Source organism: Agrobacterium sp. CG160-95 (genome assembly GCF_053521725.1).
On record NZ_JBNWDU010000005.1, the window covers coordinates 14,257 to 28,875 of the forward strand.

Genomic DNA, 14,619 nt, shown 5'->3' on the forward strand with positions numbered 1-14,619 from the left:
GACTTGCGCTCAAGAACCCACTGATGAACCGCGGAATTAGGTTCCTCTCAGTGTTTTCATGCTCGGTCCGTCACGATTGGATGGTGGCGGCGAACGGAAGGTTTAAAGATGATTCAGAAGAACTGGCAGGAACTTATCAAGCCGAACAAGGTCGAGTTCACCTCGTCCAGCCGCACCAAGGCAACGCTCGTTGCCGAGCCGCTGGAGCGTGGTTTCGGTCTTACTCTCGGCAACGCGCTGCGTCGCGTTCTGTTGTCTTCTCTGCGTGGTGCCGCTGTTACGGCCGTGCAGATCGACGGTGTCCTGCACGAATTCTCCTCCATCCCCGGCGTTCGGGAAGATGTGACGGATATCGTGCTCAACATCAAGGAAATCGCCATCAAGATGGATGGTGACGATTCCAAGCGCATGGTCGTGCGCAAGCAGGGTCCGGGTTCGGTAACCGCTGGTGACATCCAGACGGTTGGCGACATCGAGATCCTGAACCCCGACCACGTGATCTGCACGCTGGACGAAGGCGCTGAAATCCGCATGGAATTCACCGTCAACAACGGCAAGGGTTACGTACCGGCTGAGCGCAACCGCGCGGAAGATGCCCCGATTGGCCTCATTCCGGTGGACAGCCTGTATTCTCCGGTCAAGAAAGTGTCCTACAAGGTGGAAAACACCCGTGAAGGTCAGGTTCTCGACTATGACAAGCTGATCATGACGATCGAGACCAACGGTTCGGTTTCCGGCGAAGACGCCGTTGCCTTCGCCGCTCGCATTCTTCAGGACCAGCTCGGCGTCTTCGTCAACTTCGACGAGCCGCAGAAGGAAGCAGAAGAAGAATCGGTTACCGAACTCGCGTTCAACCCGGCGCTTCTCAAGAAGGTCGACGAGCTGGAACTGTCCGTTCGTTCGGCAAACTGCCTGAAGAACGACAACATCGTCTATATCGGCGACCTGATCCAGAAGACCGAAGCCGAAATGCTTCGCACGCCGAACTTTGGTCGCAAGTCGCTGAACGAAATCAAGGAAGTTCTCGCTTCCATGGGTCTGCACCTCGGTATGGAAGTACCGGCATGGCCGCCTGAGAACATCGAAGATCTCGCAAAGCGTTACGAAGACCAATACTAACAAACAAGAAGGCAGACCTTAAAGACTGCCTTTCCCCGTCAAACAGCAGGTAAGTCACCTGCATGTGCCAGGAAACGGCAGGCCTTAGAGAAGGCACCTGCGTAGAAGGAGAATAGCAATGCGCCACGGTAATTCAGGCCGCAAGCTCAATAGAACCGCCAGCCACCGCAAGGCAATGTTTGCCAACATGGCTGCTTCGCTCATCACCCATGAGCAGATCGTCACCACCCTTCCTAAGGCGAAGGAAATCCGTCCGATCGTCGAGCGTCTCGTGACGCTTGGCAAGCGCGGCGACCTGCACGCTCGTCGTCAGGCGATCTCGCAGATCAAGGATCAGGACGCTGTTCGCAAGCTGTTCGACGCAATCGCTTCGCGTTACGCAACCCGCAACGGCGGCTACCTGCGCATCATGAAGGCTGGCTTCCGCCAGGGCGACAACGCGGCTCTGGCCGTTGTTGAATTCGTCGAGCGTGACGTTGACGCCAAGGGCGCAGCCGACAAGGCTCGCGTTGCTGCGGAAGCTGCTGCTGCCGAAGCTGCGTAAGGTCTGACGCCGTTCAGGCGTCGTGAATTAAAAAGCCGGGTGAGAAATCACCCGGCTTTTTTATTTTCCAAAAGAATAGTCATGAACGACGCAGATAGTAACCGTCAGTGCCGTCGTCACCTTCGATCAACTCGACGGTCCGGTTGAGAAGCCATCTAATTCCCTTACCTTCGGCACCAAATTCAGCATTGGATGTGTTCCAAAGATTTCCAATCAAGCTATCTGAAACATCAGAGCGCAACAGGGATGCAAGGAATGTATTGAGCTCATTCCGCTCCTTTTTAGTTAAGTGATACAAACCTAAGAGTAAGACGCCATCCAAGCTTTCGAACATTTCGAAGTCTTGGATCATATAGCCTGTAAATTTCAGGAATACGGGTGCGGGTGTAATGGTCTTTTTCACAATATCGGCGTTCTGAGGGTAAGCTGTATCAACATAGAAGCCATTAGGACGGCTGGCGTCGTGAAAAATAAATACGCCAATTTCGTAATTTTCGCTTGTCTTGTATATCGCTCGATAGATTTTTGGCAGGATTTACTTAATGATATCTAAGTTATTACTCTCTATCGGCTCGATGTCCTGCAATCGTCGTTTTTAACGATGCTTGGAAAGCGCTCGCTTCACTCCGGAACGTGGATGCGGGCCTTGATGTGCTTGAGTTGCGCGACAATCGTAAACGTCATGATGACCAGCAGCGACCACGAACTCCACTTGCCGATATGCACCACGGACCAGGCGCCGATCTGATCGGGATATTTCCAGATACCGAAGAATGTGGAGATGTTTTCCGCGAGCCAGACGAAAAACCCTATCAGGACGAAGGAGAGAAGCAGCGGCATCTTTCGATCCCGATCATAGGGGCGGTAGACCACCGTTGCGCGGGAATAGAGGCCGATGGCGCAGGCGGCGATGTACCAGCGGTAGTCACCGATAAAGTGGTGGGTGAAGAAGTTGGCGTAGATGGCGATGCCGATCAGCGTTGCCATCCAATAGGTGGGATAATTGCGAATGCGCACATCCAGCAGGCGCCACGCCTGGATGATGTAGCTGCCGACGGCGGCGTACATGAAGCCGGAAAAGAGCGGCACGCCGAGGACCTTGCTATAGGCGAAGTCGGGGTAGGACCAGGACTGGATAGCGCTTGACGTCTTGAACACCTCAAGCGCGAAGCCGACGATATGGAACAGCAGGATGGCCTTGGCCTCGTCAAGCGTTTCCAGCCTGCTCCAGATCATGAAGAACTGGATGCCGAGCGCGACGATCAGCAGCACGTCATAACGCGGAATGCCAAATACCCCACCATGCGGCACCACGAAGATGGAAATGAAGAACAATCCCGCAAACATGCAGGCACGAGCTTCCTTGATGCCGAAATAGAGAAATTCGATGACAAAGCGCCTGATGCCCTTGAGTTCGCCCCAAGGATAGGTATCGCACAGAAGATTGTCCAAAACCGAGAGGCGGGTTGCGGCTCGGCCTGTTGCTGTGCTCATGTTCGCGCCTCGATTTGTATCCGTTAAATTTTCATACGAAAACCGGAAGGAACTCGCATGGGTCCGTCACGCCTTTCCCCGCCTTATTTTGCCCGCATCCGGCTTTTGGCGGCGGCCATGATGGTGATCATTGGCGGTCTTTGCTTGCGGGCGTTCGGCTACGAGGTGGGATTGCCGTTCGTGGCGGTAAAATATGGCGGATCCGTGCTCTGGGGGGCGATGGTCTATCTGCTGCTGGCGGCCATCCTTCCTTCCCGCTGGTACGGTTACAAGGTTCACATCGCCGTCATCGCCGTCGTCGTCGTGGAATTGATCCGGCTCGTTCATTTCCCGGCGCTGGACGCGTTTCGCGCAACGGCGGCCGGAGCTTTGCTGCTTGGCCGCGTTTTCTCGGTGTGGAATATCGTTTGCTATATCGGCGGGATCGCGGTGGCGTCCTTTACGTCCGGACGGGGCTTGCGCGCCTTGCCCTCTTCGCCGCCATGATCGATGGCCGCACCAGCCGATACCCGAGCAACACCACCATCGTACTGATATAAAACACCGGCTCGAGCGTGATCGATTTTCGCGCCAGCACGAAATGCAGTACGCCGACGATGAGCACGAGATAGACGAGCTTGTGCAGCGTGTTCCAGCGGCTGCCGAGCTTGCGGATCGACCAGCGGTTGGAGGTGAGCGCGAGCGGCAGCAGCATGACGAGCCCCGCCATGCCGAACATGATATAGGGCCGCTTGAGAATATCAGCGGCGATGGAGCTGAAGACCAGCCCGCGATCCAGAACCAGATAGACGCTGAAATGTGCCAGCACGTAATAGAAGGCGATCAGTCCCAGCGCCCGGCGATAGGCGATGAGGTTGACGTTGAAGAGATCGCGCAGCGGCGTCACCAGCAAGCCGAGGCAGAGAAAGCGCAGGGCCCAGATGCCGAGCAGGTGCTCGAAATCCTTGACTGGGTTGAAGCCGAGGCCGCCCGTCGCGGCGAGGTAAAAATACCACAGGCCGGGACAGAGGCCGATGACATAAAGCGACCAGATGGCTGCCGGCTGGTAACGCTTCGGCAGTGAGGGAAGCGAAAAGGCGAGGGCCATGATCAGTAATTCGCCTTTAGATCGAGGCCGGTATAGAGACTTGCCACCTCGTCATAGCCGTTGAACATCAGGGTAGGGCGGTTCTGGGTGCCGAAAAAGCCGCCTTCGCCGATTCGCTGTTCCGTCGCCTGGCTCCAGCGCGGATGGTCCACATGCGGATTGACGTTGGAATAGAAACCGTATTCGCGGGCGTTGGAGTTTTTCCACGTCGTTTCCGGCTGTTTCTCGACAAGCGAAATACGGACGATGGATTTGATGCCCTTGAAGCCGTATTTCCAGGGAACGACGAGGCGAATGGGCGCGCCATTCTGGTTCGGCAGGGTTTCGCCGTATAGTCCGACGGCAAGAATGGTCAGAGGATGGCGGGCCTCATCTAGGCGCAGACCCTCGACATAGGGCCAGGACAGAGGCTGGAACAGGCCGCTCTGGCCCGGCATTTCCTCCGGCCGCACCACGGTTTCGAAGGACACGTATTTCGCGCTGCCGAGTGGCTCCACCTTGTCGAGAAGTGCGGCGAGAGGGAAACCGATCCACGGAATGACCATCGACCAGCCCTCGACGCAGCGCATGCGATAGGTGCGCTCCTCTAGCTGATATTTCATCAGCTCTTCGATACCGAATTCCTGCGGTTTGGAGACAAGGCCATCCACTTTTACCGTCCAGGGGGTGGGCTTGAACTTGCGGGAATTTTCCTTCGGGTCGGATTTGCCCACTCCGAACTCATAGAAATTATTGTAGCTGGTGACGGCATCGAGCGGGGTGAGCTTCTCATCCAGCTTGTAGGCGCCTGCTTTGGCAGCAAGCGGAGTGGCGACAGCCTCGCGGCCGGAAAGCCCGATTGCCGCAAGCCCCGCCGCCGTGCCCAGGAAGCCACGTCTCGAGAGGTAGATATTCTTCGGCGTGATTTCTCGTGCCGGGATGAGGGGCGGACGATATGCGGGCATTTCAACCTCCACAAAAGCCGGGTGCATCGGCGATAAATCGATTATGATAGGCTATACGGCCGCTGCACAGATATGTTTCAGCACTCTGCGCAAAAACAGCGGCCGGGCGGCAAAAATCGCGCATTTGTGATGACAAGCCGCGCGAATTGCAACATTCAAACCGGGCGTACCGTACCGAACCGTACTGTTTTGCTCGAAGGTGACAGTGACAGGGCTTACGGTTTGCGCTAGAAAAACCGCAAAATAGGGCGAGGGCATTTTGACCGCGGTGCGGGAATGCGCTCTTCTGCCCAAGAGATCGAGGAAAACACCATGCCAGTCTATCGCTCCAGAACGACAACCCACGGCCGCAACATGGCGGGCGCGCGCGGCCTATGGCGCGCCACCGGCATGAAGGACAGCGATTTCGGCAAGCCCATCATCGCGGTGGTCAATTCCTTCACGCAGTTTGTGCCGGGCCATGTGCATCTGAAGGATCTCGGCCAGCTCGTTGCGCGTGAAATCGAAGCGGCCGGTGGCGTTGCCAAGGAATTCAACACCATCGCTGTCGATGACGGCATCGCCATGGGACATGACGGCATGCTTTATTCGCTGCCGTCGCGCGAAATCATCGCTGACTCGGTCGAATACATGGTCAATGCCCATTGCGCCGACGCGATGGTTTGCATCTCCAACTGCGACAAGATCACCCCCGGCATGCTGAATGCGGCGATGCGCCTCAACATTCCCGCCGTATTCGTTTCCGGTGGTCCGATGGAAGCGGGCAAGGTCGTTCTGCATGGCAAGACGGTCGCGCTCGATCTGGTTGACGCCATGGTCGCAGCTGCCGATGACAAGATTTCCGATGAGGACGTCAAGATCATCGAGCGTTCCGCTTGCCCGACCTGCGGTTCCTGTTCCGGCATGTTCACTGCCAATTCCATGAACTGTCTGACCGAGGCGCTCGGCCTGTCATTGCCCGGCAATGGCTCGACGCTTGCCACCCATTCGGACCGCAAACGCCTGTTCGTCGAGGCCGGTCACCTGATCGTCGATCTGGCGCGCCGTTATTACGAGCAGGACGACGAGACCGTTCTGCCGCGCACCATTGCCAACAAGGCTGCGTTTGAAAACGCCATGTCGCTGGATATCGCCATGGGCGGTTCCACCAACACGGTGCTGCATATTCTGGCGGCAGCGCATGAGGGCGGTGTCGATTTCGGCATGGAAGACATCGACCGTCTTTCCCGCAAGGTTCCCTGCCTTTCCAAGGTCGCGCCTGCCAAGCAGGACGTGCACATGGAAGACGTTCACCGCGCCGGCGGCATCATGCGCATTCTCGGCGAGCTGGATCGCGGCGGTCTCCTCAATCGCGATACCTACACGGTGCACGAGGCGACGCTGGGCGACGCCATCGACCGTTGGGACATCACCCGCACCAACAGCGAAACCGTGCGGCAGTTCTTCAAGGCTGCCCCCGGCGGCGTGCCGACGCAGGTGGCCTTCAGCCAGTCGTCGCGCTGGGACGATCTGGATACGGACGGTGAGAACGGCGTTATCCGCTCGGTTGAAAAGCCTTTCTCCAAGGATGGCGGTCTGGCCGTGCTTTATGGCAACATCGCTCTTGATGGCTGCATCGTGAAGACGGCGGGTGTCGACGAATCCATCCTGAAATTCAGCGGTCCGGCGGTTGTTTACGAAAGCCAGGACGCGGCGGTGAAGGGCATTCTTTCCAACGAGGTCAAGGCAGGTGATGTCGTCGTCATTCGTTACGAAGGACCGAAGGGCGGCCCCGGAATGCAGGAAATGCTCTATCCTACCAGCTACCTCAAGTCCAAGGGCCTCGGCAAAGCCTGCGCGCTGATCACCGACGGACGTTTTTCGGGCGGCACATCCGGCCTGTCCATCGGCCATGCCTCGCCGGAAGCGGCGCAGGGCGGCGCTATCGGCCTCGTGCGTCAAGGCGACTTGATTGAGATCGATATTCCCAACCGCACGATCAACCTCAAAGTTACGGATGCGGAACTGGCAGCCCGCCGCGCCGAGCAGGATCAGCTCGGCTGGAAGCCTGCGGAGTTCCGCAAGCGCAACGTCACGACAGCGCTGAAGGCCTATGCGGCTTTTGCGTCCAGTGCCGACAAGGGTGCTGTTCGGATTTTGCCGGAGTAATCTGGCGGGCAGGGTCCTACATTGGCAGGCAGCCTGAGCCGCTCTTCTGAGCGGCTTTTTCTTGTTCGGACCCAGATTACGTGCGTCGTTAACAAACAGATTCAATTGCCTCAGAGCTTGATTCTCCAAGCTCGCGCAACACGCTGTTTCTGCACCGCAAATTCTAAACCATCCGGCCGTCCACCCTCCGTGCCGGCAGTCACATTGGAGTGATGTTCCGTCACTTGCCCTTTTCCAACGCGCCGCGATGCCTAACTTCAGCACCATGAAAAGACGAACCGCACTCGGCCTTATCGCATCCCTGCCTTTCGCCCGCCTTGCCCACGGGCAAACGGCAGGCAATGGCGCCCGCTTCAGTCCATTGCTCAACGAGGCGGATGGGCTTTCAAGCCTGAAAGTTGTCATCGTCAGTATTGACGGCGAGGAGGTGGCCGGCCATGCCTATCACGGCGCCAGCCTTATGGGTTCCACCAACATCAAGTCGGCCTCGAAATCTGTGATTTCCGCGCTGGTCGGCATGGCGATCGATCGCAAGATATTGGCCGGGGCGGATCAGCCGATTGCCACGATCCTGCGCAGCGATTTTCCGCCGAACCCCGATGCGCGTCTGGAAAGGGTAACCATCGGCAACCTGCTTTCCATGCAATCCGGTCTGGAACGAATGTCCGGCCCGAACTACGGCCGCTGGGTCGCCAGCCGCAACTGGGTGCGAATGGCGCTGGGGTCGGGTTTTGCCGGAGAGCCGGGCGGTGGCATGCTTTACTCCACCGGTTCCACGCATCTGCTTTCGGCGATTTTGACCAAGGCATCCGGCCGTTCGACGCTGTCGCTGGCGCGCGACTGGTTCCGGCCGCTGGAGGGCTTCTCAATCGGCGGCTGGGAGCGCGATCCGCAGGGCATCTATCTCGGCGGCAACCAGATGGCGATGACGGCGCGGTCGCTGCTGGCTTTCGGCGAGCTTTATCGGCTGGGCGGGGTAACGCCAGGCGGCGAGCGTTTGATTTCGCAGAGCTGGATCGATCAATCCTGGCAGCAACGCACCAATTCCGTCTTCAACGGCGATGGTTACGGCTATTGCTGGTTCATCAAGGAGATGGCGGGCGAGACGGTTTATTATGCCTGGGGCTACGGCGGGCAGATGCTCTATATCGTCCCCGCCAAACGGCTTTCGGTGGTTATGACGTCCCGCGAGGATGCGCCTTCGGCGAGAACCGGTTATCGCGACCAATTGCATGGGCTGATGGAGAATATCATTCGCGTTGCGTGAAAATCAGAGCGGTCTGTTTATGCTCTGAAAAGCTTCCCCGAGCCGCTTCATGCGCTCCTCATAGGCACTTGTGATGCAGGCGACATCCGCGTTGCATTCCTGGCGCTTTTTCAACCATTGGCTCTGTTCTTCGCGCAAGGTGTCGCGTGCGCCCATCGCCATCAGTTGTGTCAGGATGTCGAAGGTGGTGACCATCTTCACGTCCTGGTCGTTGAGGGCGCGGTTGTCGCAGATCGCCTTTTCATCCGCGGCCAGATCCGGCTTCGTGCAATCGAAGCTGGCGGCGTTGGCGGGCGAACCCAGTGAAGCGCAGGCGAGGAGGATGCCGGAGGCAAGGATTGTCTGTTTCATGTGCATGGGTCGTCTCATTTTGAGGACAGGCTCGTGTGGGTGAAACCGAAATGGGGTGCTGTTGGTTCCACCTGCACAAGCCGGTCATTGCATGAAAAAGATCGGCCATCATCTTGCCGCGCTTTGCTTTATAGGCTTTCGCGTTATAACTCCATCATACTGATGAGGATGAGGAATCACATGCAGAGCGTGCTGAAGTATCTGTCCACCGGCTTTCTTGCGGCGCTGCTTCTCGTTCCGGTCGGAGCGCAGGCGCAGGACAACAAGACCGTGCCCGCAAGCCACACGGAAATGCAGCTTTCCTTCGCGCCGCTGGTCAAGCGTACCGCAGGCGCTGTGGTGAATGTCTATGCCGAACGCATCGTGCAGCGGCGCTCGTCGCCCTTTGCCGGCGACCCGTTCTTCGAGCAGTTCTTCGGCCAGCAGATGCCGAACCGCACGGAGAAACAGTCCTCGCTCGGATCGGGTGTAATCGTGACCGCCGGCGGCCTCGTGGTGACCAATAATCACGTCATCGATGGCGCCGACGACATCAAGGTGGCGCTGGCGGATGGGCGTGAATTCTCCTCCAAGGTGCTGCTGAAGGACGACCGGGTCGATCTTGCCATTCTGCAGATCGACGCGAAGGAACAGTTTCCGGTGCTTTCGCTTGGCAATTCGGATGCCATTGAAGTCGGCGATCTCGTGCTTGCCATCGGCAACCCCTTCGGTGTCGGCCAGACGGTAACGAGCGGCATCGTCTCGGGCCTGGCGCGCAACCAGGTGACGCAGGGCGATTTCGGCTTCTTCATCCAGACCGACGCCTCCATCAACCCCGGCAATTCCGGCGGCGCGCTGATGAACATGGCGGGTGAGTTGATCGGCATCAATACTGCCATCTTCTCCAAGGGCGGCGGGTCGAACGGCATCGGTTTTGCCATTCCCGCCAATCTGGTCCGCGTTTTCGTTGCCGCCGCCGAGCGTGGCGACGCGAACTTCCAGCGGCCCTATATCGGCGCAACCTTCGATCCCGTCACCTCCGATGTCGCCGAGGCGCTTGGCCTGCACCGCGCGCGCGGTGCGCTCGTCGTCAGCGTCGTCAAGGGCGGCCCGGCGGAGAAAGCTGGCATCGAGCCGGGGCAGGTCGTAACGGCGGTCAACGGTTTGGAGGTGGAGCATCCCGATGCACTCGGTTATCGCCTCACGACTGCTGGCATCGGCAAGTCTGCCGAATTGACGCTGGTGGAGAAGGGCAAAGAGAAGAAGGTGACCATTGCGCTCGACACGGCGCCGGAAACCGCGCCGCGTGATGAACGGCTGCTGGAGGGACGCAATCCCCTGGCGGGCGCGACTGTCGCCAATCTCTCGCCGAAGCTTGCGGATGAACTGCGCATGCCTTCGCAGGTGACCGGCGTCGTCGTCACCGATGTGAAGCGCGGTTCGCCGGCCTATCGGGTCGGTTTCCAGCCGAAGGATGTCATCCTGTCGCTGAACGGCTCGGATATCGGCTCCACGGCTGCGGTTGAAAAGGCGCTGGATGACAATCCCGGCTTCTGGCGGGTGGAAATCCTGCGTGACGGTCAACGCATCCGGCAGTTCCTGCGATGAGCGATGACCTCTTTGCCCCACAGGTGCCTGTCGAGGTCGCCAACCGGCGACCTCTTGCCGACCGCCTGCGTCCGAAGACGCTGGCGGAGGTGACCGGGCAGCCTCATCTGACGGGTGAAGAGGGCGTGCTGCGCCGTATGATCGATAGCGGCTCACTCGGATCGATGATCTTCTGGGGACCGCCCGGCACCGGCAAGACAACGGTCGCCCGTCTGCTTTCGGGCGAGGCCGGGCTGGCTTTCGAACAGATCTCGGCGATCTTTTCCGGTGTCGCCGATCTCAAGAAGGTTTTCGAGGCAGCACGCACACGCCGGATGAACGGCCGGCAGACGCTGCTTTTTGTTGATGAGATCCATCGTTTCAACCGTGCCCAGCAGGACAGCTTCCTGCCGGTCATGGAAGACGGCACCATCATTCTTGTGGGTGCAACCACCGAAAACCCGTCCTTTGAACTGAATGCCGCTCTTTTGTCGCGGGCGCGTGTCCTCACGTTCGGTTCGCATGACGAGGAGAGCCTGGGCGAGCTTTTGAAGCGCGCCGAAGAGGCGGAGGGCAAGCCTCTGCCGCTGACCGAGGAGGCGCGTGCCAGCCTGATCCGGATGGCCGATGGCGATGGCCGCGCCGTGCTGACGCTTGCCGAAGAGGTCTGGCGTGCGGCGCGCAAGGACGAGACTTTCGATACCGAAGGGCTGACGCGCATCGTGCAGCGGCGCGCGCCGGTTTACGACAAGGGACAGGACGGCCACTACAATCTGATTTCCGCGCTGCATAAATCGGTGCGCGGTTCGGACCCGGATGCGGCGCTTTATTATCTCTGCCGCATGTTTGACGCCGGCGAAGACCCGCTCTTTATCGGGAGGCGGCTGGTGCGCATGGCGGTGGAGGATATCGGCCTTGCCGATCCGCAGGCGCTTGCCGTCTGCAATGCCGCCAAGGACGCCTATGATTATCTGGGGTCACCGGAAGGCGAACTGGCGCTGGCGCAGGCCTGCGTCTATCTCGCCACCGCGCCGAAATCGAATGCCGTTTATACAGCCTTCAAATCGGCGATGCGGGCGGCCAAGGAAAACGGCTCGCTGGTGCCGCCAAAACATATTCTGAACGCGCCCACAAAGCTGATGAAGGGCGAGGGTTACGGTGACGGTTACCGTTACGACCATGACGAGCCGGATGCCTTTTCGGGACAGGACTATTTTCCGGAAAAAATGGGTCGCAAGACGTTTTACGATCCGCCCGACAGGGGGTTCGAGCGGGACATCCGCAAGCGTCTCGACTGGTGGGCGAAGCTGCGCCGCGAGCGCGGTTCGCGTTAAAAAGCTTTCTTCACAAAAAGAATCAGGCGCTTGCCAAAGTGAGTCGTAAAACCGCGCCATCCAACTGTTTCCAAAGGGAAATCAGGATGCCTTCCGGTGTTGTATGACCTGCGACGGCGCAGGCAGCATCTTGACCGAGGATTCCGCCAGACCGCTATGCCCTTCCGCATCGATCACCAGATGCCAGTGCAAGGTCTCGGGAATGCTGATGCGGATCGGCGATTTTTTCGCGACGCCGCCGAGATATTTGAAATCGAGCAATTCTGTGAAACGCTGGAAATTTGCGCCTGTCATCAGCCGTACATTGTTGACGGCCGACAGGGACACCTCAATGGTCGTCCCAGCCCGCAATTCCTTCAGGTCATAGTGTGTAAAGCGGAAATTCGGCCGTGACATTGCGCGTCTCCCTGTACCTGTATTTTGGCAAAAGAGAATAGGACGTCAGGGTTAACGAGCTCTTTAAAACGGCAGCACCCTGTAGAATTTCGGGTCGCTGCGCCGGCTTTTAAGGGCCGTGGAGAGTATTGGCGGGTTGGGAGGAGGAGGTCTGGAATAATACTAACGTATAATAAGCGTATTCAGTTATAATAAATTTTTTAACTCTAACATACGCTGGTCGAAGTGCCGTCAGCGGCGTTGGGGGGAATATGAAAAACGTCACGATATCTATGCGCCTTTATGCGCTCGTTGCATTGTTTCTGGCAATATTGACTGCGGCACTTACATTCAGCCTGTTCGAGACCTTTCATGAGATGGAACGCGAGCGTAAAGCGGGGCTCGCATCCATGAACGAAACGGCTGTCGCCATTCTTGAGCAATATTACCGGCTGGAGCAGGGTGGCACCCTGACGCGTGAGGCTGCGCAGCAACAAGCCAAGACCACGATTGCGGCGATGCGCTATGGCAACGGCAGCGGCTATTTTTGGATCAACGACATGCATCCCAAGATGGTGATGCATCCGATCAAGCCCGAGATGAACGGCAGCGATCTCACTGCCAACAAGGATCCGAACGGCAAGGCGCTGTTCGTCGAATTCGTCAATACGGTGAAGGCGGGCGGCCAGGGCTTTGTCGATTATTATTGGCCCAAGCCCGGCGCGCCGGACCCAGTCGAGAAATTTTCCCATGTCGCCGGTTTCGCGCCCTGGGGATGGATTGTCGGCACTGGCGTTTATGTCGACGATCTTGAGGCGGTTTTCTGGAGCAACGCCTATTTCAACATCGCAGTGTGTGTTCTGTCCGGCCTTCTGGTGATCGGCGTGGCTGCAGCCGTCGTGCGCAGCGTGACACGGCCTATCGATCGCATCCGGCAGAGTATGAAGCGGATCGCTGATGGTGACGGCGAGGCTGAAATTGAATTCGCCGACCGTCGCAACGAAATCGGCGCCATTGCCAAGACGTTGCTGGTGCTGCGTGACAGCGTCAATGAGCGCAGCGCCTTGCAGGCCCGCGAGGCGGGGCAGCAGCGGGCGCTGGAGGAGGCGCGGCATGGCAACGAGATGGCGTTGCGCTCCGCATCCGAGCGTCAGGCTCATGCCATGAACGAGCTCGGCAGTTCGCTGGAAGCACTCGCCAATGGCGATCTGACCGTCGAGCTTGCCGATATCGGCGGCGAATATGAAAAGCTGCGCATGGATTTCAACCGCGCCGTCGGCGCGCTGCATGGGGCGATCGAGGCGATCGCCAGAACCGGCCATGTCGTCAACGATAGCGCATCTGATATCAGCGGTGCGACCGGCAATCTTTCGCGCCGGACAGAGCAGCAGGCAGCGGCGCTGGAGGAGACGGCGGCGGCTCTTGACGAAATCACCGCGACGGTGCGCACCGCTTCCGAACGGGCGAACGAGGCCCGACAAATGGTGCAGGATACGAAAACGAGCGCAGGCCGCTCGGGCGAGATCGTGCGCAATGCCGTCGATGCGATGGGCCGTATTGAGGAATCTTCGCGGCGCATCGGGCAGATCATTTCCGTCATCGACGAAATCGCGTTCCAGACCAACCTTCTGGCGCTGAATGCCGGTGTCGAGGCCGCAAGGGCAGGCGAAGCGGGACGCGGTTTTGCCGTGGTGGCGCAGGAGGTTCGCGAACTCGCGCAACGCTCTGCCAATGCCGCCAAGGAGATCAAGACCCTTATCAATCGTTCGGCGGAAGAGGTCGGCGGCGGTGTCGCACTCGTTCGCTCCACAGGTGACGCGCTGGATGAGATCGTGACGCTGGTCAACCGGGTCGACGGCCACGTCAATTCCATCGCCACGGCGGCGCGGGAACAGGCCACCGGCTTGCAGGAGATCAACACCTCCGTCAACCACATGGACCAGATGACCCAGCAGAACGCCGCCATGGTGGAAGAGACGACGGCGGCCAGCCAGACGCTGGCCGAAGAAAGCCGGCAGCTCCGCGCGCTGCTGTCCCGTTTCGAACTCGGGCATGGGGCAGGGCGCGAGGTTTCGCGGGCGGCTTGATTTTTATCCGCTTGAGATAGTTTACAGGGCGCGGCTTTGGCTGCGCCCTTTCTGTTTCGAGGAAGTGAGACAACATTTCCTCCGTCGTGCCGGACCCGTGTGGTGTGTCTGCGTCGTGAGAGGCGTTAGTTTGCGGAGCTTTGCTGACACCTTTGGTATGATTTCGGTCGAGGCTCCCGTATTTCCCGCTTCACGGAACAGCCCGGTTCGTTATTTCTCCCAACCAATAAGGATTCGTTTACCCCGTTTCTTTAAAATTTACCTGTATTGCCGCGGGTAGCGGCCGCTGAAGGTACAGGTTCT

Annotated in this window: 14 protein-coding genes; 8 read left to right on the forward strand and 6 right to left on the reverse strand. The window is 58.6% G+C overall.

The window, feature by feature from the left end; all coding sequences use genetic code 11:
• The first annotated feature begins 108 nt into the window (after positions 1-108).
• Positions 109-1,119, forward strand: coding sequence for a DNA-directed RNA polymerase subunit alpha (locus ACQZ63_RS17330; RefSeq protein WP_003516121.1), 1,011 nt, complete (start codon positions 109-111; stop codon positions 1,117-1,119).
• Positions 1,120-1,237: 118 nt separating this feature from the next.
• Entirely contained in the window at positions 1,238-1,663 is a 426-nt protein-coding gene (rplQ, locus tag ACQZ63_RS17335; protein WP_003495230.1) for a 50S ribosomal protein L17, read from the forward strand.
• Between the two features lie 79 nt (positions 1,664-1,742).
• Here rplQ and ACQZ63_RS17340 read toward each other — a convergent pair whose 3' ends face one another.
• Positions 1,743-2,066 carry a hypothetical protein gene (locus ACQZ63_RS17340; protein ID WP_065660780.1) on the reverse strand — a complete coding sequence of 108 codons (324 nt, stop codon included), beginning with the start codon at positions 2,064-2,066 and terminating at the stop codon, positions 1,743-1,745.
• A gap of 218 nt (positions 2,067-2,284) precedes the next feature.
• Positions 2,285-3,157, reverse strand: a complete 873-nt coding sequence (locus tag ACQZ63_RS17345; protein ID WP_111782408.1) for a DUF817 domain-containing protein — start codon at positions 3,155-3,157, stop codon at positions 2,285-2,287.
• A gap of 57 nt (positions 3,158-3,214) precedes the next feature.
• On the opposite strand from ACQZ63_RS17345, the gene ACQZ63_RS17350 reads away from it, so the two are divergent.
• The gene (locus tag ACQZ63_RS17350) at positions 3,215-3,643 is read left to right on the forward strand and encodes a ribosomal maturation YjgA family protein (protein ID WP_111782409.1); all 429 of its coding nucleotides are present in this window, start codon (positions 3,215-3,217) and stop codon (positions 3,641-3,643) included.
• Here the strand turns inward: ACQZ63_RS17350 and msrQ are convergent.
• Positions 3,597-4,244 carry a protein-methionine-sulfoxide reductase heme-binding subunit MsrQ gene (gene msrQ, locus ACQZ63_RS17355; RefSeq protein ID WP_080798280.1) on the reverse strand — a complete coding sequence of 216 codons (648 nt, stop codon included), beginning with the start codon at positions 4,242-4,244 and terminating at the stop codon, positions 3,597-3,599. The genes ACQZ63_RS17350 and msrQ overlap by 47 nt on opposite strands.
• Before the next feature lie 2 nt (positions 4,245-4,246).
• Positions 4,247-5,188, reverse strand: a complete 942-nt coding sequence (gene msrP, locus ACQZ63_RS17360; RefSeq protein ID WP_111782410.1) for a protein-methionine-sulfoxide reductase catalytic subunit MsrP — start codon at positions 5,186-5,188, stop codon at positions 4,247-4,249.
• Positions 5,189-5,500: 312 nt separating this feature from the next.
• Here msrP and ilvD point away from each other — a divergent pair, with 312 nt between their 5' ends.
• Together ilvD and ACQZ63_RS17370 are read left to right on the forward strand one after the other, a co-directional pair.
• On the forward strand, positions 5,501-7,336 hold the full coding sequence (ilvD, locus tag ACQZ63_RS17365) for a dihydroxy-acid dehydratase (protein WP_013636431.1): 1,836 nt from the start codon (positions 5,501-5,503) through the stop codon (positions 7,334-7,336).
• 265 nt (positions 7,337-7,601) lie between these two features.
• A complete protein-coding gene (locus tag ACQZ63_RS17370) occupies positions 7,602-8,603 on the forward strand; it encodes a serine hydrolase domain-containing protein (protein ID WP_113555730.1) in 1,002 nt (333 codons plus the stop codon).
• A 3-nt stretch (positions 8,604-8,606) separates the two neighbouring features.
• Here the strand turns inward: ACQZ63_RS17370 and ACQZ63_RS17375 are convergent, their stop codons facing one another.
• The gene (locus tag ACQZ63_RS17375; RefSeq protein ID WP_019567060.1) at positions 8,607-8,960 is read right to left on the reverse strand and encodes a lysozyme inhibitor LprI family protein; all 354 of its coding nucleotides are present in this window, start codon (positions 8,958-8,960) and stop codon (positions 8,607-8,609) included.
• 174 nt (positions 8,961-9,134) lie between these two features.
• Here ACQZ63_RS17375 and ACQZ63_RS17380 point away from each other — a divergent pair, with 174 nt between their 5' ends.
• Both ACQZ63_RS17380 and ACQZ63_RS17385 read left to right on the forward strand, forming a co-directional pair.
• Positions 9,135-10,541: a DegQ family serine endoprotease gene (locus ACQZ63_RS17380; RefSeq protein WP_003516104.1), complete on the forward strand. Its 1,407-nt coding sequence runs from the start codon at positions 9,135-9,137 to the stop codon at positions 10,539-10,541.
• Positions 10,538-11,854 (forward strand): replication-associated recombination protein A, encoded by a 1,317-nt coding sequence (locus tag ACQZ63_RS17385; protein ID WP_013636427.1) that lies wholly within the window; start codon positions 10,538-10,540, stop codon positions 11,852-11,854. The genes ACQZ63_RS17380 and ACQZ63_RS17385 overlap by 4 nt, the downstream gene beginning before the upstream one ends.
• A gap of 81 nt (positions 11,855-11,935) precedes the next feature.
• Here ACQZ63_RS17385 and ACQZ63_RS17390 read toward each other — a convergent pair whose 3' ends face one another.
• The gene (locus tag ACQZ63_RS17390; RefSeq protein WP_013636426.1) at positions 11,936-12,250 is read right to left on the reverse strand and encodes a DUF1883 domain-containing protein; all 315 of its coding nucleotides are present in this window, start codon (positions 12,248-12,250) and stop codon (positions 11,936-11,938) included.
• A 251-nt stretch (positions 12,251-12,501) separates the two neighbouring features.
• Here ACQZ63_RS17390 and ACQZ63_RS17395 point away from each other — a divergent pair, with 251 nt between their 5' ends.
• Positions 12,502-14,316, forward strand: a complete 1,815-nt coding sequence (locus tag ACQZ63_RS17395; RefSeq protein ID WP_013636425.1) for a methyl-accepting chemotaxis protein — start codon at positions 12,502-12,504, stop codon at positions 14,314-14,316.
• The last annotated feature ends 303 nt before the right edge of the window (positions 14,317-14,619 follow it).

What these genes read in the sequence shown, in the direction of transcription:
- ACQZ63_RS17330 (WP_003516121.1), top strand. Translation starts at nt 109, where the DNA reads ATGATTCAGAAGAACTGGCAGGAACTTATCAAGCCGAACAAGGTCGAG.
- rplQ (WP_003495230.1), top strand. Translation starts at nt 1,238, where the DNA reads ATGCGCCACGGTAATTCAGGCCGCAAGCTCAATAGAACCGCCAGCCAC.
- ACQZ63_RS17345 (WP_111782408.1), bottom strand. Translation starts at nt 3,157, where the DNA reads ATGAGCACAGCAACAGGCCGAGCCGCAACCCGCCTCTCGGTTTTGGAC.
- ACQZ63_RS17350 (WP_111782409.1), top strand. Translation starts at nt 3,215, where the DNA reads ATGGGTCCGTCACGCCTTTCCCCGCCTTATTTTGCCCGCATCCGGCTT.
- msrQ (WP_080798280.1), bottom strand. Translation starts at nt 4,244, where the DNA reads ATGGCCCTCGCCTTTTCGCTTCCCTCACTGCCGAAGCGTTACCAGCCG.
- msrP (WP_111782410.1), bottom strand. Translation starts at nt 5,188, where the DNA reads ATGCCCGCATATCGTCCGCCCCTCATCCCGGCACGAGAAATCACGCCG.
- ilvD (WP_013636431.1), top strand. Translation starts at nt 5,501, where the DNA reads ATGCCAGTCTATCGCTCCAGAACGACAACCCACGGCCGCAACATGGCG.
- ACQZ63_RS17370 (WP_113555730.1), top strand. Translation starts at nt 7,602, where the DNA reads ATGAAAAGACGAACCGCACTCGGCCTTATCGCATCCCTGCCTTTCGCC.
- ACQZ63_RS17375 (WP_019567060.1), bottom strand. Translation starts at nt 8,960, where the DNA reads ATGCACATGAAACAGACAATCCTTGCCTCCGGCATCCTCCTCGCCTGC.
- ACQZ63_RS17380 (WP_003516104.1), top strand. Translation starts at nt 9,135, where the DNA reads ATGCAGAGCGTGCTGAAGTATCTGTCCACCGGCTTTCTTGCGGCGCTG.
- ACQZ63_RS17385 (WP_013636427.1), top strand. Translation starts at nt 10,538, where the DNA reads ATGAGCGATGACCTCTTTGCCCCACAGGTGCCTGTCGAGGTCGCCAAC.
- ACQZ63_RS17390 (WP_013636426.1), bottom strand. Translation starts at nt 12,250, where the DNA reads ATGTCACGGCCGAATTTCCGCTTTACACACTATGACCTGAAGGAATTG.
- ACQZ63_RS17395 (WP_013636425.1), top strand. Translation starts at nt 12,502, where the DNA reads ATGAAAAACGTCACGATATCTATGCGCCTTTATGCGCTCGTTGCATTG.